This is a genomic window from Mycetocola sp. Y791 (genome assembly GCF_059445325.1).
Genome location: NZ_JCAIUC010000004.1, coordinates 215,640 through 232,386, shown reverse-complemented (window position 1 = coordinate 232,386; position 16,747 = coordinate 215,640). Strand labels below are relative to the sequence as shown.

Genomic DNA, 16,747 nt, shown 5'->3' with positions numbered 1-16,747 from the left:
GAGATCCATGCCGACAGTCTATCCCCCGGAGACGGCGACGACGCTGAGAGCAACAGCAGTGCCGCCGATGATGACGAGGGCCCCGACGATGCTCGCCCCGAGGCGGTCGATAAACCCGACCTTGCGATGGGTCGAGAGCTGGATGGCGAAAGCAATGAGCATGCACGCGGCGAGCGCCAGCCAGAGCCAGGAAAGCCTGTAGCTCTCCGACGGCAGAAGGGCAACGGCCACCGCTCCGGCCAGGGCGACGAGCCACACAGCGGCGATGCCGCCCCAGGTGCGCGCTGGTGTCATCGGAGTATCGGTCACGCTCCCATTGTGCCCGATTCTGCGGCCGCGTGCCCCCGTGGAGGGGGTGATCACGCCATGCATGGCGCTGTCGCTAGTATTGACCCAGCTAATCACTGGAGGTCCTGCGTGGCGCAACTGTTGATTCTGACCTCACGGGTCGACAATGACGTGCTTCCCTCCCTCGGTCTGCTCTCCCACCGGGTACGTCAGATACCGGCCCAGCCGGCTCAACTCGTCAACGCGCCCGCGAGCGATCTGATCATGATCGACGCGCGAACAGACCTCGCCGGCGCCAAGTCGCTGTGCAAGATCCTGCGGACGACAGGCCTCACCGTCCCCCTCCTCATCGTCCTCACCGAGGGTGGACTCAGCGCGGTAAGCGCCGACTGGGGCGTCGACGATGTCCTCGTCGAGAACGCGGGACCTGCGGAGGTGGACGCACGCATCAGGCTGGCCATCGGAAAACAGGCGCTCGAGCAGACCTCGACAAAGATCCAGACCTCCGGCGTCGTCATCGACGAGGCGAGTTACTCCGCCAAGGTCCAGGGCAAGCCGCTGGACCTGACCTACAAGGAGTTCGAGCTCCTCAGATTCCTGGCCACGCATCCGTCACGGGTCTTCACCCGCGAGCAGTTGCTCAGCGAGGTGTGGGGCTACGACTACTTCGGTGGCACGAGGACCGTTGACGTCCACGTCCGGCGCTTGCGCGCCAAGCTGGGCGACCTCGAGCAGCTCATCGGCACCGTCCGTAACGTGGGCTACCGCTTCAACGTCTATGAGGAGGACAGTGCGCCCACCGGCCCTTCGCACGCGTAGCCTCTCCGTGCCAGGGGCCCGTGCCGCGTTCGACCGCCTCGTTCGGGTGGCCGCCGCCGTCGACGGCCAGGCGCCGTTCAACGACCAGGCGCTCGTGGATGCCGAGAAGGGCACCAGGAGACTGGTCTTTATCGTGGAGCCGCAGGAATCGCCGAGCGCCGCCGAGCACCTGGTCGGGGCTGCCATCGTCGATGAGACCGAGCTGGAGCTCGTGATCGACCCGGAATGGCGCGGGTCTGGGTACGGCACCACCGCCGTCGCCGAACTGCTGTCCGATGCACCCGCCGGCCTGAAAGCCTGGTCCCACGGCGACCATCCTGCCGCTCGGGCGCTGGCCAGGCGGTTCGGGTTCACCCCGGTCAGGACCCTGCTGCAGTTACGGATGCCGCTCGAGGAGTCAGCGACGACCGGCACAGTATTCGAGACCTTCCGCCCAGGAACCGACGAAGACGAGTGGGTAGCTCTCAACGCCAGGATCTTCGCCCACCATCCCGAACAGGGCAGCATCTCGGTGGACGACCTCCGCGCCAGGGAAGCTGAAGAGTGGTTTGACCCTGGCGACTTCCTTATCGCTCGCGACGAGGCCGGGGCGATGATCGGCTACAACTGGCTCAAAATCGAGCAGGACCTCGGCGAGGTATACGTCATCGGAGTCGACGCCCCCGGTCGCGGCCTCGGCAGGGCGCTCATGCTGGCGGGACTCGAGCGGATGCGAGCGCGTGGGTGCACGACGGCCGCTCTCTACGTTGAGGCAGACAACACACCGGCGGTCGCCCTGTATCGCTCACTCGGCTTCTCCGACCATACGGTCGACGTGCAATACCGGCTGAGCGAGCCGCGCGCGGCTCGCCGCGCGGAATCCTGACTCACGGGGCGCACCCGGTGCCGCCACTTCGCCGCAATGTGCACGGTGGTTGCTCAAGGTGACAAGATATTGCAATGGCATCAGACAGCATGGCCCAGGACTCCGGCCTCGGCTGGGACGACGACGACTTCGACCCCGCCTTCGAGCGCGACGACCCTGCCCTCCCCGAGGGCCGGTACCTCGACAGGGAGATCAGCTGGCTCGCCTTCAACCAGCGGGTGCTCGAACTCGCTGAGGACCGCTCGGTGCCGGCTCTCGAACGGGCCAACTTCCTCGCCATCTTCGCGTCGAACCTCGATGAGTTCTTCATGGTGAGGGTTGCGGGACTCAAGCGTCGCGTTCTCACCGGTCTCGCTGTCCCCACCAACATCGGCCGCGCCCCCGCAGACGTCCTCGAAGACATCTCGGAGAAGGCCCACGAGTTGCAGTTACGTCACGCTCGCGTATGGAGCGATCAAGTCAAGCCGGATCTCACGGCTGCGGGCGTCAGTGTCGTGAGCTGGGATTCGCTCAACGCGAAGGACAAGGCGGGGCTCAGCGACTACTTCTCCCAGCAGATCTTCCCGGTGCTCATGCCCCTCGCTGTGGACCCTGTGCACCCGTTCCCTTACATTTCGGGACTCTCGCTCAACCTCGCCGTCCGGGTACGGAACACCAAGACCGGACGGCAGGAATTCGCGCGGCTGAAAGTGCCTCAGATGCTGCCTCGCTTCGTGCGGGTCGACCCCTCAGCCACACTCGACGACATTCAGTTCGTTTCGCTCGAAGACCTCATCGCGAACCACCTCGGAGACCTGTTCCCCGGAATGGAGATCGTCGAGCACCACGTGTTCCGCGTGACACGCAACGAGGACGTGGAGATCGAGGAGGATGAAACCGAGAACCTCATCCAGGCCCTCGAGAAGGAGCTGCTCCGCCGTCGGTTCGGGCCGCCCATCCGCCTCGAGATCACCGAGGACATGGACGACGTCACACTCGACCTGCTTGTGCGCGAACTCGACGTGACCGAGCAGGAGGTGTACCGGCTCCCGGCGCCCCTCGACCTCGGCGGCCTGTTCAGCCTCTCGGGCATCGACCGTCCCGACCTGAGGTACCCGCCGCGGGTACCGACCACTGCGCTCGAATTCCAGCCGGCTGAGCCGAACGGAAAAGCAGACATCTTCGGCGCGATCTCCCGCGGGGACGTGCTCGTGCACCACCCGTACGAGTCGTTCGCCACGAGTGTCCAGGCCTTCCTCGAGCAGGCCGCAGCTGACCCGCACGTTCTCGCCATCAAGCAGACCCTGTACCGCACCTCGGGGGACTCCCCCATCGTCGAGGCGCTCATCGACGCTGCCGAGGCCGGAAAGCAGGTTCTCGCGCTCGTCGAAATCAAGGCGCGCTTCGATGAACAGGCCAACATCTCCTGGGCCCGGAAGCTCGAGAAGGCTGGCGTGCACGTGGTCTATGGCCTCGTCGGACTCAAGACGCACTGCAAACTCGCCCTCGTCATCCGTGAAGAAAAGGGAACGCTCAAGCACTACAGCCACATCGGCACGGGAAACTACAACCCGAAGACGAGCCGGATCTATGAGGACCTCGGTCTGTTCACCGCCGACGCGCAGGTCGGCAAGGACCTCACCCGCCTGTTCAACGAGTTGTCGGGCTACGCGATCGAGAAGAAGTTCAAGAGGCTGCTCGTCGCTCCCCTTCACCTGCGCAAGGGACTGCTCAAGCACATCGAAGCCGAGCGAAGGAACGCCGAGGCCGGCAAACCGAGCGGCATCAGGATCAAGGTCAACTCGATAGTGGACGAGGCCATCATCGATGGTCTTTACCGGGCTAGCCAGGCGGGTGTTCCCGTCGACATCTGGGTGCGCGGCATTTGCAGCCTCCGGCCGGGGTACCCGGGCATGAGCGAGAACATGCGTGTTCGCTCCATCCTGGGCCGGTTCCTCGAGCACTCCCGCATCTTCTCGTTCGTCAACGACGGCGATCCCCACGTCTTCATCGGCAGCGCCGACATGATGCACCGCAACCTCGACCGTCGCGTCGAGGCACTGGTGCGCCTCACGTCTCCGGCACACCTCGCGGAGATCGAGGGACTGTTCGACGTCGCCATGGACGACAAGACCTCATCGTGGCACCTCGACTCCGACGGTCAGTGGGAGCGTCACAGTGTCGGCGAAAATGGCGAGGCACTCGTCGACCTGCAGGACAGACTGATGCTGAAGACCAGCCTGCGCCGTCGGCAGAGGAGCCGCAGGTGACGAGCGCCGTCTACGCCGCCGGCGCCGTGTGCTGGCGGCTCATCGACGGCAGGATCCACATTCTCGTCATTCACCGCACGAAGTACGCCGACGTGACCCTGCCCAAGGGCAAGGTCGACCCTGGCGAGTCACTGCCCCAGACGGCGGTGCGGGAAATCCGCGAGGAGACCGGCCTCGCCGTCACTCTCGGCGTCCCGCTCGGAGTCTCCGCTTACACGCTCGCGAGCGGCAAGGAGAAAGTCGTCCACTACTGGGCGAGCGAGGTGACGGATGCCGCGGTGCTCGCGTCGACCTTCGTCCCGAACGGGGAGGTCGCTGCACTCGAGTGGGTCACGATCAGGCGGGCCAGGAACTACCTGAGTTACGACCGCGATGTGGAGATCATCGACACCTTCGCGACACTCGTCGACGAGGGCGTGACCTCAACCTTCGCGCTGATCGCACTGAGGCACGGCAAAGCTGTGTCGCCATCGTCCTGGGACGGACCGGATGCCAGCCGCCCGCTCACCCCACGTGGCGTCGAGCAGGCGAACGAGATCGTCGGCACGCTTCGTGCTTTCGGGGTACGGCGCATCGTGTCGAGCACTGCGGTGCGCTGCGCAACAACGGTCGCTCCCCTCGCGGCGGCAACCGGGATCGAGGTGCGGCGCACCGACCTGATCAGCCAGGATGCCTATGAATCGGGAGAGTCTGACGTCCGCAAGGTCGTCGGCAAGCGGGTCCGTTCGGGCAAGACCGCTGTGCTCTGCAGTCACGGCCCCGTGCTCCCGGACATCCTCCGCGAAATCGCGCTGGCGACCGGAAGCGTCACCGGTTCATACCTCTCGAGCGCTGCCGGCCTGTCCACCGGGGCTTTCAGCGTCGTGCATCTCTCGGCGAGTAACCCGAGCTCGGGAATCATCTCGATCGAAACACACGAACCCCGCGCATGAGCGCCGGGTTGGAAAGCGGTCGTTAACCTTCCGTTCACCGCGATGAGGGACGCTCGTAAGGCCACACACCTAACGTCACCTGTGGGCCCGACGGGCCCGTCCCGTAATCACTATGAATGGACACATCTCCGTGAAGTTCTCGAAGGTCGGCCGCATCGCGGTCATCGCAGCAGTGGCAACTCTCACCCTTTCATCCTGTGCGGCCAATGAAAGGGCTGACAGCGCAGGCAGCTCAGACAGCACACTTTCCGGCGAACTCGTCGGTATCGGCGCCTCCAGCCAGGGAAGCGCACAGGAAGCGTGGATCGCGGGTTTCCAGACGGCTCACCCCGAGGTCACGGTCAACTACGACCCGCAGGGCTCCGGCGCCGGCCGGGAGAACTTCATCTCTGGCGCAGCCGCCTTCGCCGGGTCTGACTCGCTCCTGAGCGATGAGGAGCTTGAGGGAGACTTCGAGAGTTGCGAACCGGGAACCAAGGCAATCGACCTTCCCGTGTACATCTCACCCATCGCCGTGATCTTCAACGTCGACGGAGTGGATGAGCTCAACCTCGATTCAGACACACTCGCGAAAATCTTCTCCGGAGAGATCACCAGCTGGGATGACCCGGCAATCGCCGCGCTGAACCCCGACGCAACGCTTCCGTCCGCGCCGATCACAGCGGTGCACCGTTCGGATGACTCTGGCACGACAAAGAACTTCGCCGACTACCTCAACAAGACGGCGCCAGAGGCATGGACCGCCGAGCCGAGCGACACCTTCCCGTTCAAGACCGGTGAGGGTGCCCAGGGCACATCGGGTGTAGTCGACGCCGTCTCAAACGGATCGAACACCATCGGGTACGCGGACGCGTCGAAGGCGGGCGACCTGGACACCGCGAAGATCAAGGTCGGCGACGAATTCGTTGAGTACACAGCGGATGCCGCTGCAGCGGTCGTCGAGGGATCCCCGATGGTCGAGGGCCGTGAGGCGAACGACATCGCGATCGAGCTCGACCGCGAGACGACGGACCCGAGCCACTACCCGCTCGTCCTCGTCAGCTACGCGATCGCCTGCCAGGAGTACGCTGACCCCGACGACGCTGAGCTCGTCAAGGAGTACCTCACGTACATCGCCGGAGAAGACGGCCAGCAGGTCGCCGTCGAGGCCGCCGGTGCTGCGCCGCTCTCGAGCGAACTGAGCGACAAGGTCAAGACGGCCATCGAATCCATCAAGTAAACAGCTCTCTGATCTGTCCGCCATGCCCGCCCGGGCATGGCGGACAGGCCGGGCAAGGTAAAGACGAAGGCACATGACCACTACAGCGCAGCCACCGACAACACCGGTGAAGCCAGCCAGTCCCGGTGAGCCCGAAGCCCCGGCCCGTCCGCCGAAGCCCGTCCAGCGGCGGGGCGACCGGATCTTCAGCGGCTCAACACTCACGGCAGGAATTGTCATTCTTGTCACGCTCGCGGCCGTCGCGATCTTCCTCGTCGCGCAGAGCCTCCCCGCGTTCACCGCAGGCGAAGACGACATCAAGGGCGACGCCACCAACTTCCTGTCCTACGTCTGGCCGCTCGTCTTCGGCACCGTCTGGGCCGCGTTCCTCGCGCTCGTCATCGCGGTGCCGCTGTCGATCATGGTCGCGTTGTTCATTACCCATTACGCTCCTCGCCGGCTCGCGCAGAGCCTCGGTTACGTCATCGACCTGCTCGCCGCGGTGCCGAGCGTCGTCTACGGCCTGTGGGGCATCGGGGTTCTCGCCCCGGCGGTGCAACCGGTGTACAGCTGGCTCGTGACCAACATGGGCTGGTTCCCGCTCTTCGCCGGGCCCGTTTCCGGCACAGGTCGCACGATCCTCACTGTCGGGATCGTCCTCGCCGTCATGATCCTCCCGATCATCACGTCGCTGTCCCGGGAAATCTTCCTTCAGACGCCGAAACTCCACGAGGAAGCCGCACTCGCGCTGGGTGCGACGCGCTGGGAGATGATCACCATCGCCGTCCTCCCCTTCGGGCGGCCCGGCATCGTCTCGGCGTCCATGCTCGGCCTCGGGCGAGCGCTCGGCGAGACCATGGCCGTTGCGATGGTCCTCTCCCCCAGCCTCATCATCAGTCTCGTCCTTCTGCAGTCGCAGAACCCGACAACGATCGCCGCGAACATTGCCCTCAACTTCCCCGAAGCCCACGGCGTCGGCGTGAATATCCTCATCGCGAGTGGCCTGATCCTCTTCGCGATCACCTTCGTCGTCAACTTCATCTCGCGTGCGATCGTTGATCGTCGCAAGGCATTCTCCGGAGCGAACTGATGGCCATCACACAGGCGCCGATGTCGAGCGCTCTCAAGGCGGGCAAGCTCAACCGGTTCACGCCGCTGTACGTCATCCTGGGCGCGCTCGGGATCTCCGTCGCTGTCTTCGCGATCCTTGGCGCGCCGAACATCGCCGGCATCCTCATTGTCACCGCGGTGATCTTCGTCGTGACCTACTGGCTGCTCTCGCTGTTCGTCGAAGGCTCCAGGAAGGCAACGGACCGGCTGATGACGAGCCTCGTCGTCATCGCCTTCCTGATCGCGCTCATCCCCCTGATTTCCGTCGCCGTCACAACGGTGACCAACGGTTCGGCACGGTTCGACCTCGATTTCTTCACGATGTCGATGCGGAACGTCGTCGGCGAAGGCGGCGGCGCGCTCCACGCGATCGTCGGCACCCTTCTCATCACGCTCGCGACGAGCATCATCTCGGTGCCGATCGGCATCCTCACCGCCATCTACCTCGTCGAGTACGGCCGCGGAAAACTCGCCAAATGGATCACTTTCCTGGTCGACGTGATGACCGGCATCCCGTCGATCGTTGCCGGCCTCTTCGCCTACGCCCTTCTGGTCATCTTCTTCGGTGAGGGCGTGCGCCTCGGCATCGGCGGCGCCATCGCGCTGAGCGTGCTGATGATCCCCGTCATCGTGCGATCCACCGAAGAAATGCTGAAGCTCGTTCCCAACGAACTCCGTGAGGCGTCGTACGCACTCGGGGTGCCCAAGTACCTGACGATCCTCAAGGTGGTCCTCCCCACGTCGCTCGCCGGCATCGTCACCGGCGTCATGCTCTCGGTCGCCCGCGTGATCGGTGAGACCGCGCCACTGCTCATCATCGCCGGGTACACGCAGAGCATGAACTACAACCTCTTCGACGGCCGGATGATGGCGCTCCCGACATTCGTCTACAACTCGTACGCCCAGCAGGGCACCGACGCGCAGGCCTACATCGACAGGGCCTGGACCGGGGCGCTCACTCTCATCCTGATCGTGATGGCGCTCAACCTCATCGCCAGGCTCGTCGCGAACATCTTCTCGCCCAAACTGGGCCGCTAGCCTCAACCCGAAGGAATACCGTGTCAAAGCGCATCGAGGTCAAAGACCTCAAGGTCTACTACTCCAGCTTCCTGGCGGTCGAAGACATCTCACTGACGATCGAACCGCGCACCGTGACCGCGTTCATCGGGCCGAGCGGTTGCGGGAAGTCGACCTTCCTGCGCACCCTCAACCGGATGCACGAGGTGATCCCCGGCGCTCGCGTCGAGGGCGAGGTCCTCATCGACGGCGACAACCTCTATGCACCGGGCGTCGATCCCGTGCTGGTCCGCCGTCAGGTGGGCATGGTCTTCCAGCGCCCAAACCCGTTCCCGACGATGTCGATTCGCGACAACGTCCTCGCCGGTGTGAAGCTCAACAACAGGAAGATCTCGAAGTCGGATGCCGACGACCTCGTTGAGAAGTCGCTTCGGGGTGCGAACCTCTGGAACGAGGTCAAGGACCGGCTGGAGAAGCCGGGGTCGAGCATCTCTGGCGGCCAGCAGCAGCGGTTGTGCATCGCCCGCGCCATCGCTGTGTCACCGGACGTGCTGCTGATGGACGAGCCATGCTCGGCGCTCGACCCGATCTCGACCCTCGCCATCGAGGACCTGATCGAGGAACTCAAGAACGAGTACACGATCGTCATCGTCACCCACAACATGCAGCAAGCGTCGCGGGTGTCCGACCGGACCGCGTTCTTCAACATCGCGGGTACCGGCAAGCCGGGCAAGCTCATCGAGTACGACGACACCAACACGATCTTCACCCAGCCGAGCGTCCAGGCCACCGAGGACTACGTCTCCGGCCGGTTCGGCTAGGCGGCTTTCGGCCGCCAGGCCGCGACAGCTGCACTTCCATGCCCGCGCTGCAGAAGTATCTGCAGCGCGGGCATGGATGTGTAGCGCGCGGGCGCGGGAGCGCGCCCGGATCAGGTCGTGTGGATGACGATGAGCGGGTCGGTGGTCGGCTGCTCAGAGCCGCCCGCCGGTTCTACCGTCACGCCGACGGCATCCCCCGCGGCCATGGACCCCTCAAGCACACGCCAGCTCTCACCGGCACGATGGGTGTTGAAGACACCTGCTGAGACCGGGCCGTCTTCGCCGATGTACCAGAGCTCGTAGGTTTTGTCCTCCGGCAGGCTCGCGAGTCCGTCGACGATGAACACCGACTGGGCGAGGGCGCCAGACCACACGAGCGTCGCCGTGACCTGTTTTTCGTCGGTAATGTTCGTGAGCCTGATCGTTTCGCGCGCCACGTCGGGTTGCGCTTCGATGTGCGCGAGCCTGAGCGCTTCGGGCAGCCCGTTGCCGTTATTGAGGGCGCTCGTGAGTGCGTTGGCGCCGAGGAAGACCGCGACGAGGGCAACGGCAGCTGCGAGAGCGGCAGCGGGTCGTGAGTACCATCGGGACCGTGCTTTCTGCTCGGCCTTCGAGGGTCGCGCGGACTGACCCGCCGACGGGGTGGTGCTCGTCGCCGGAGTCACAGGAGTCGACGCCGGTCGCTGAACCGGCTGGTCAGCATCGACCGCGCGCCCAGGCGCTGTCGTCACCGCTGGGGCCTGGTCATCCGCCGGCAGCTGCGGCAAAGTCGCGATACTCGCCATGATGCTTGCCTTGAGCGAGGCGGGGGGTTCGACTCCCGTCGCGAGGAGGTCAACTGTCGCTTCGAAACCGACGACATCGGCCTGCGTCTCGGCCGAAGAGGCAAGGTGCTCCTCGAACCGTGCGGTGTCGTCGACGTCGAGCGCACCAAGGGCGTAGAGCGCTGCGAGCGAGGAGTCGTCGGACGGCTCGTCGACGGTGAGGTCGTCGTTGTTACTCGTGTCGTCGTTCACAGTGCCACCCCCAATTCCTCTCGCAGTCTGATCATCCCATCCCGTATCCGCGTTTTGACCGTTCCCAGCGGAACGCCGAGCCGCTCAGCCACTTCGGCCTGCGACAGGCCTCCGTGGTACGCCAGGCTGATCGCCTGGCGCTGAATGTCGCTCAGCGTCTGCAATGCACGATCGACCCGCTCGGATTCGAGTTTCAGTTCAACATCCTCTGAGACGCTGTCGTAGTCAACCTTCTGATCCCGGATGCCGATTCGGACATCCCGGTCCCGACCAGCCTGCGACGCACGCACACGGTCGACAGCCCTGCGGTGCGCCATGGTCAGGATCCAACCGCGTGCTCCACCCTTATTCGGAGCGAAACGGGTAGCGGTTTGCCAGATCTCGAGAAAGATCTCCTGGGTGACTTCCTCGGCCTGGGCGCGATCAACCAGGATCCGCTGGACGAGGCCGAATACGCGAGGCGCGTACAGATCGTAAAGCTGGGAGAACGCGTCCTGGCTCCCGCCGGCGACGCGGGTGAGCAGAAGCGTCGACCGATCATCGCCGGAGATCTCCGTCGATACCACTTCCGCTTCTTCTGGCACGTTTCCAAGCTTCTCACACGGGCTGTCACATGACAGCGACCGGGCCGCAGAACGCCTCTCGGCGTGAGGCCGCTCAGAGCGGCGAATATTGGAGCCCGGGGTTACTGCGGCCCGGCCATGCACCAGTCTACCCAAAGGTAAACGAAAAGGCTTCGATCCCGGCGCCCACCTTGACATCGAGGGTGCCGGTCTCTACGTCGCTGGTCTCGACCAGGAGATATGAGGTCGGCGTTCCGGTGACCTCGATGACTTTCGTCTTCCCGTTCACGTCGAGCGTCACACTGCCTTCACCCGCGAGAACCATCCGCACCTCACTCGCCGTGTAGTTCAGCCGCACCGAGGCGTCAGCGCCGATGGGGGTGACACTCTGTGTTCCGACATCCCACGCACCGGATAACGCGAAGGCGTCCTTCGGGAGCTCGTCCGGGAACCGATACTCCCGCTGCCCCTTCGTGTACTTCTCCTCACCGGCGAAGTTCACTTTCTTGGTCGACCCCAGGTACGTCTCCGGCGTCGTCGCACCGCTGTCCGGGGTGTCATCGGCGACGTCCGTTGCCGCCGGCAGTGTGACATCCGCGTTGGCACTCGTCAGGAGCTCCCTGATGTGCTTTTCCGTCGTTTCATAGCCGCCCTCGCCCAGTTTGATGTGGCGCACTGTGCCGTCCGCATCGATGAGATAGGAGGCTGGCCAATAGCGGTTGCGGTAGTTCGTCCACGTCGACAGGTTGTTGTCGATGGCGACCGGGTAGTCGATGCCGAAGTTCTTCGCCCCAGCCTGAACGTTGTTGACCTCTTTTTCGAAGGCGTACTCGGGCGCGTGGACGCCGATGACCTCGAGCCCGGCCTCGCGGTACGCGTCGTACCAGGACGTGACGTGGGGCAGGGAACGCTGGCAGTTGATGCAGGAGTATGCCCAGAAGTCGACGAGGACCACCTTGCCCCTCAACTGCTCGAGTGAAACGGCCGCGTTGTCTTTGGTGTTGAACCACTCGGAGATTCCGGTGAGCTCGGGGGCTGTGCCGCAGCTCTCGAGTTCAGCGCCGCCGTTCGAGCACTTATCCAGGTCGCGGTTCTCGTCGGTCACAATGCCGCCGAGGTTGAGGGCCTCCTGGACCTCATCCGACTCGTTGATCTGATTCTGGATGGCGCTCGTGTAGTCGGGAACGAGACGTTGCAGCAGCTGCGGAACGTTGAACACGAGCCCGATCGCCAGGGCGATCATGACGATGCCGCCGGTGAGACGGATGGCCGACTGGTGCTTGCGGAAGGTTTTGACCCGCTCGCCGACCCGACGGCCAGCGAGCGCGAAGACGAGGAGCGGGATCGCTGCACCGATCGCGAACGAGAGGGTCAGGACGACGGTGTCCGCACCGATTTGTCCGGTTGACCCTGCGACGGTGATGGCGGCGAGCACGGGGCCGGCGCACGGCACGTAAACGGCACCAAGGGCGATGCCGAGGCCGAACCCCGACCGGTCCGTTCCCACGTTCTTCTGCGGGATCTTCGAGAACGGCTTCTCGAGAATGTGCTGGAACTTCGGCACGATGAGGCCGACGCCGATGAGCACGAGGACGACGATGCCCGCCCAGCGAAGGAAGTCCTGCGGGAGGTTGAGGAGCGCGAGCAGGAGCGATCCGAGCAGTGTGAAGAGGCTGAAACTGACAACGAGTCCCGCGATGACCAGGTAGGGACGGAGGGACTGTGCCCGCGCGAGCACCTTTCCTTTCTCGTCGGTCGGTCTGGCGCCCTGGACGCCGCCAGACAGGAAGATGACCGGCAGGACGGGAAGGATGCAGGGCGAAATACCCGTGATCAATCCGCCGAGCAGGCCGATGAGGGCGAGCGTGAACATGGTGCCTCCGTAAGTGGTTGAAGGCTCTTCGGAGCGGGGGTCGAATCCGATTGGAGTGGCCGGTGACACCGGCGCTGATCGGGCCGAATCAGTGCGGCCCGGAACTTTTTTGGGAATCTTCCAAACCCTTTGGGCATCCGGCTCCGAATGAACCTTCACAGCCGCACAGCACGTGGCATGGGGGTCGGGACACTCGGCCACAACTGAAGGAGAACCAACTCATGAAAACCAAGCGCAACACACTCGCAGCACTGTCACTGTTGGCCATCACGGCCTTCGGACTGACCGCCTGTTCCTCGAGCATGGAGCAGGAGCCGGCCACCGACTCTGGCGGATCAGAGTCGAGCGAGTCGGCCGAGCCGATGGAGGAAATGGATCCAGCGGCGAACCTCGTCGGCGCCGGCTGTGCCGACTACGCGGAAATGGTTCCCGAGGGCGCAGGTTCGGTCGTCGGCATGAGCCAGGACCCCGTCGCCGTCGCAGCCGGCAACAACCCGCTCCTCACCACGCTGACCGCGGCTGTTTCCGGCCAGCTCAACCCCGATGTGAACCTCGTCGACACGCTCAACGGCGACGAGTTCACGGTGTTCGCTCCGGTCGATGACGCCTTTGCGATGATCGACCCGGCAACCATCGAGACACTCAAGACCGACTCGGCGATGCTCACCTCCATCCTGACCTACCACGTCGTTCCCGGCCAGGTCGCTCCCGACGAGATCGCGGGCGAGTGGGAGACCGTGCAGGGCGGAATGGTTGAGGTCACCGGCGAGGGCGACGAGCTCATGGTCAATGACGCATCGGTGATTTGCGGTGGAGTTCAGACCGCCAACGCGACCGTGTACCTCATCGACACGGTCCTGATGCCGCCGGCCGAGTAGGCGAATCCGCGGTCTTCTGACCGCACCCACAGACGAAAGACCCGCTGCTCACCCGAGGCAGCGGGTCTTTCCTGTGCTCGGCAGCACACCGGCGCCTGCCTGTGCCGGATGCCGGTTGGCCCGGTAGGTCGGGATGGCTCGGTTGGTCAGGCTGCCGGCGGGCAGTACACGTCGAGTGCCCCCTCAACCAGCCTGACCGTCGACCGGAACTCACGAGTCGCGGCATCCGGATCCACTTCCTCCGCTTCGCCGTCGTGTGCAAAGCCCGCGGCCTGGCCGCGTTTGGGCCACACGGTCACCGAGAGCGATTCCGTGGTGAACGACTCCACCCCGCCAGACCGAATCACGCCGACCGCCCGAAGAACCGCGCTCGACCTGCGACCGAATGCCAGCGATGCCACGGCCTGCACGCGAGACCCGGCGGGCAGGATTCGAACGTCGAGCACCCCATCGTCCAGGCGTTTACGGGACAGCGGAGCGGGGACAGCGGGCTCGTTGCGATTGACGCCGGCGAACACCGACCAGACGTCGCGTCGCTCGCCGTTGATCTCCAGAGTGACGGGTTCCTCCCGGCGAATGACCTTGACAGCGGCGACAACGGCCGAGAGCCACTTGCCGAGTCGGCGCTCGAGTCCTTCCCGCTCCAGCACGAACTCGGGATAAATCCCGATCGATGCCACGTTGAGCACGGTGATCGGTGCGTCATCGTCGAGCCGTAGGTCGGCCACGTCGACGCGGGCGCCCGCCCCGGATGCGAGCGCGTCGAGAGCGTCGTCGACCGAGTCGTTTCCCACCGCGCGGGCAAAGTGGTTGAACGTGCCGCCGGGGATCACCACGAGCGGAAGTCCGGCCTTCCTTGCACTGTCAGCGGTCGCCGAGACAGTCCCGTCGCCTCCGCAGACCCCGAGGATGCGTGGCGGATCCGCGGATGCCAGTGCCTCGGTGATCACCGCATCCGGCATTTCGTCGTCGGCCAGGATGTGTACGCGCGCGTGCGGCATCCGTTCGCCGATGCGCGTGAGGGGATCGGTCCTGCCCACGACGTCTTTGCCCGACGACGGATTCGCGACGATGAAAACGCCGTCACCCGACGGTGCGGCGGGAAGCGCAATGTCGATGCCGCCTTCGCGCACTGCCGTGGGAACCTGCGCGGGGACGAGCACTTTGCCCGCCGCTGCGACGGCCATACCGATCGCCAGGCCGCCGAGCACGTCGGAGAGCCAGTGCGCACCGGTGTGGACCCGCGAATACGCGACGGCACCGGCGACCGGTGCGACGGCGAGGCCGAGCGCCGGCTGTTCGAGGGCGATTCCCGTGGCGAACGCGGCCGCGCTGGCTGCGTGACCCGAGGGGAACGACGGAGATTCGGGCGACCGGTGAAGGCGACGGCCGATCGGGATGTCCTTTGTCAGCGGGCGGTCTCCGCCGAACAGCTTCTTGCCGATGAGGTTGGCCACCGCACTCGCGACGGCCAGCGACGCAAGCCCCCTGAGCGCCGCCCGGCGTTGACCCATAACCAGGAGCCCTCCCCCGATGGCGAACCAGAGGACGCTCCGATCGGCGGATCGGGACAGATGGCGGAGGGCAGAGTCGACAGCCTGCGGCGCACTGCGGGAGTTGATGTGTCGCCCCGCCCTGGCATCTCCCCGGCGAACCCATGCCGGAAAGAGCATCATTCGCCGCCACCGCGCCGCTGGAGTTGGCCTCATTCGTCCAGAGTAATGAGTCGAGCGCGTTTTCAACCGCGATCGGGGGTTCTTTTCGCCCGGTCAGTCGAGAGATTCCTGGCGCCACAGGCGGGCGCAGCTCGTCAGGTCCTGGGCGAGTGTCGAGAGCCGGAGAGCGCGCGTCGTGAGGTCAAGCGACCTGATCGGTTCGGCTGCGTCGGCGTCATCGGCGACGCTCGCACATCCGGCAGCCGACACCCGGCAGAATGCCGCAGCGCGTTCGAGCGCAACGGCGAAGTCGCCCTCGAATAAGCCGCGAAGAATCTGATCGGCGAGGGTGACGATCTCGGTAGGACCCGTCGGGATGGATGCCCCGGCGACGACCGGGTCGATGGTCTGCATCACTTCGGTCCCCCGCGTGAAGAGGAAACTGGCCGAGTGCGGGTCCTCGCGGATCATGAGCTGCAGCAGGTAGATGCGCCAGAGCGCGCCAGGCAGGCTGCGGGGCGTGGCGTGCGACCACAGCTCGGCTATGGCGTCGATTCCGTTTTCCTCCGTGTACGCGACGAGACGGTCAATGACGCCCGGATCGGGATCGTCCCGCACCCGGGACAACAGTGCCACCGCGGTTTCGTGCGCGATCCGGCTCGACTCGGCAGGATCGATGCCACCCACGAACGATTCGAAAACCCGCCCGGGAAACTTGGTTGGCTTGTGGAAATCTTCAGCCATCTGCATCCGCCTCTCTCATCGCAAGGTTCAACGTTACTCCGCGGAAAGTATGCCCAAGTGGTCAAATCACTCAGCGGGAACCGGTAGATTAGAGGGGTTGTTGGGGCCTCTAGCTCAGTTGGTAGAGCATCGGACTTTTAATCCGCGGGTCGCCGGTTCGAGCCCGGCGGGGCCCACCCTCGCGAAATGCTCGTGGCATTGCCGCGACCCGTCGCTGGCGTCGCCCAGGTGCCCGCGGCCGAACGCATCGCAGCCCGGCGGTTCCCGGTAAAGACGACGCCCGGTTAACAGGAGATCGCACGCCTTTCAGGGCGACATCGGCGATGTCATCCTGACAATCGCACTATTTCCTGCGTTGCAGTCGAGATCTCCTGCGTTGCAGGCGAGCGGATGCCACGGCGCACGTTGTCGATAACGCAACAAAGCCGCTGGACTGTCGCCCGCGCCACTCCCCGCCACACCGTGGCGACGGTCGGGGGAAAGTCTTATCGCTTGGCGAGTACGTGGGCCGGGATCGCGAACGCGATTGAGACAACGATGATGCCGGCGAAGAAGATGATGGCCTGGAAGCTCGTCACCGTGAACGCCAGAGCGAAGAGGTAGATGCCGACGAGGAACAGCACGATAGAGAACGCGAAAGCCATGTGCCCAGTGTAGCCAAGTTCCTGCCGGTCGCTGGTCGCGCTCGCGCTTGTTCTCGGGTACGAGTCCGAGGACCA

The 16,747-nt window shown here is 64.8% G+C and carries 16 protein-coding genes and 1 tRNA gene; 10 read left to right on the top strand and 7 right to left on the bottom strand.

The genetic code is table 11. From position 1 onward, the window contains the following. Positions 1 to 18 precede the first annotated feature (18 nt). Positions 19 to 309, bottom strand: a complete 291-nt coding sequence (locus AC1C2N_RS14155) for a hypothetical protein (protein ID WP_483404775.1) — start codon at positions 307 to 309, stop codon at positions 19 to 21. A 108-nt stretch (positions 310 to 417) separates the two neighbouring features. On the opposite strand from AC1C2N_RS14155, the gene AC1C2N_RS14150 reads away from it, so the two are divergent. The 8 genes from AC1C2N_RS14150 to pstB all read left to right on the top strand — a co-directional run bounded on the left by AC1C2N_RS14150 (position 418) and on the right by pstB (position 9,299). Next, positions 418 to 1,107 carry a response regulator transcription factor gene (locus tag AC1C2N_RS14150; protein ID WP_495434338.1) on the top strand — a complete coding sequence of 230 codons (690 nt, stop codon included), beginning with the start codon at positions 418 to 420 and terminating at the stop codon, positions 1,105 to 1,107. Between the two features lie 7 nt (positions 1,108 to 1,114). Further along, positions 1,115 to 1,972, top strand: a complete 858-nt coding sequence (mshD, locus tag AC1C2N_RS14145; RefSeq protein WP_495434337.1) for a mycothiol synthase — start codon at positions 1,115 to 1,117, stop codon at positions 1,970 to 1,972. Between the two features lie 74 nt (positions 1,973 to 2,046). Next, positions 2,047 to 4,221, top strand: a complete 2,175-nt coding sequence (locus AC1C2N_RS14140; protein WP_495434336.1) for an RNA degradosome polyphosphate kinase — start codon at positions 2,047 to 2,049, stop codon at positions 4,219 to 4,221. Continuing rightward, entirely contained in the window at positions 4,218 to 5,153 is a 936-nt protein-coding gene (locus AC1C2N_RS14135) for an NUDIX hydrolase (protein ID WP_483404779.1), read from the top strand. Before AC1C2N_RS14140 ends, AC1C2N_RS14135 begins: the two co-directional genes overlap by 4 nt. 130 nt (positions 5,154 to 5,283) lie before the next feature. After that, a complete protein-coding gene (gene pstS, locus AC1C2N_RS14130) occupies positions 5,284 to 6,372 on the top strand; it encodes a phosphate ABC transporter substrate-binding protein PstS (RefSeq protein WP_483404982.1) in 1,089 nt (362 codons plus the stop codon). Positions 6,373 to 6,445: 73 nt separating this feature from the next. Further along, positions 6,446 to 7,441, top strand: a complete 996-nt coding sequence (gene pstC / locus AC1C2N_RS14125) for a phosphate ABC transporter permease subunit PstC (RefSeq protein WP_483404780.1) — start codon at positions 6,446 to 6,448, stop codon at positions 7,439 to 7,441. Beyond that, entirely contained in the window at positions 7,441 to 8,499 is a 1,059-nt protein-coding gene (gene pstA / locus AC1C2N_RS14120) for a phosphate ABC transporter permease PstA (RefSeq protein WP_483404781.1), read from the top strand. Before pstC ends, pstA begins: the two co-directional genes overlap by 1 nt. 20 nt (positions 8,500 to 8,519) lie before the next feature. Further along, a complete protein-coding gene (pstB, locus tag AC1C2N_RS14115) occupies positions 8,520 to 9,299 on the top strand; it encodes a phosphate ABC transporter ATP-binding protein PstB (RefSeq protein ID WP_108391659.1) in 780 nt (259 codons plus the stop codon). 110 nt (positions 9,300 to 9,409) lie between these two features. On the opposite strand, the gene AC1C2N_RS14110 is transcribed toward pstB, so the two are convergent. From AC1C2N_RS14110 to AC1C2N_RS14100, 3 genes are all read right to left on the bottom strand, one after another. Next, positions 9,410 to 10,315 carry an anti-sigma factor gene (locus tag AC1C2N_RS14110; protein WP_495434335.1) on the bottom strand — a complete coding sequence of 302 codons (906 nt, stop codon included), beginning with the start codon at positions 10,313 to 10,315 and terminating at the stop codon, positions 9,410 to 9,412. Beyond that, on the bottom strand, positions 10,312 to 10,899 hold the full coding sequence (gene sigK / locus AC1C2N_RS14105; RefSeq protein ID WP_483404783.1) for an ECF RNA polymerase sigma factor SigK: 588 nt from the start codon (positions 10,897 to 10,899) through the stop codon (positions 10,312 to 10,314). Before sigK ends, AC1C2N_RS14110 begins: the two co-directional genes overlap by 4 nt. A 127-nt stretch (positions 10,900 to 11,026) precedes the next feature. Then, complete coding sequence (locus AC1C2N_RS14100; RefSeq protein ID WP_495434334.1) at positions 11,027 to 12,751, bottom strand: cytochrome c biogenesis protein DipZ; 1,725 nt, start codon at positions 12,749 to 12,751, stop codon at positions 11,027 to 11,029. Between the two features lie 221 nt (positions 12,752 to 12,972). On the opposite strand from AC1C2N_RS14100, the gene AC1C2N_RS14095 reads away from it, so the two are divergent. Further along, the gene (locus tag AC1C2N_RS14095; protein ID WP_483404785.1) at positions 12,973 to 13,629 is read left to right on the top strand and encodes a fasciclin domain-containing protein; all 657 of its coding nucleotides are present in this window, start codon (positions 12,973 to 12,975) and stop codon (positions 13,627 to 13,629) included. Between the two features lie 146 nt (positions 13,630 to 13,775). On the opposite strand, the gene AC1C2N_RS14090 is transcribed toward AC1C2N_RS14095, so the two are convergent. Beyond that, positions 13,776 to 15,338 carry a bifunctional phosphatase PAP2/diacylglycerol kinase family protein gene (locus AC1C2N_RS14090; protein ID WP_495434333.1) on the bottom strand — a complete coding sequence of 521 codons (1,563 nt, stop codon included), beginning with the start codon at positions 15,336 to 15,338 and terminating at the stop codon, positions 13,776 to 13,778. 60 nt (positions 15,339 to 15,398) lie between these two features. Then, positions 15,399 to 16,028, bottom strand: coding sequence for a DNA-directed RNA polymerase subunit beta (locus AC1C2N_RS14085; protein WP_108962910.1), 630 nt, complete (start codon positions 16,026 to 16,028; stop codon positions 15,399 to 15,401). Between the two features lie 103 nt (positions 16,029 to 16,131). Between AC1C2N_RS14085 and AC1C2N_RS14080 the strand changes: the two genes are divergently transcribed. Beyond that, positions 16,132 to 16,204: transfer RNA gene (locus AC1C2N_RS14080), tRNA-Lys, on the top strand. 309 nt (positions 16,205 to 16,513) lie between these two features. Here the strand turns inward: AC1C2N_RS14080 and AC1C2N_RS14075 are convergent. After that, positions 16,514 to 16,672 (bottom strand): hypothetical protein, encoded by a 159-nt coding sequence (locus AC1C2N_RS14075; protein WP_162924983.1) that lies wholly within the window; start codon positions 16,670 to 16,672, stop codon positions 16,514 to 16,516. Positions 16,673 to 16,747: the final 75 nt, after the last annotated feature.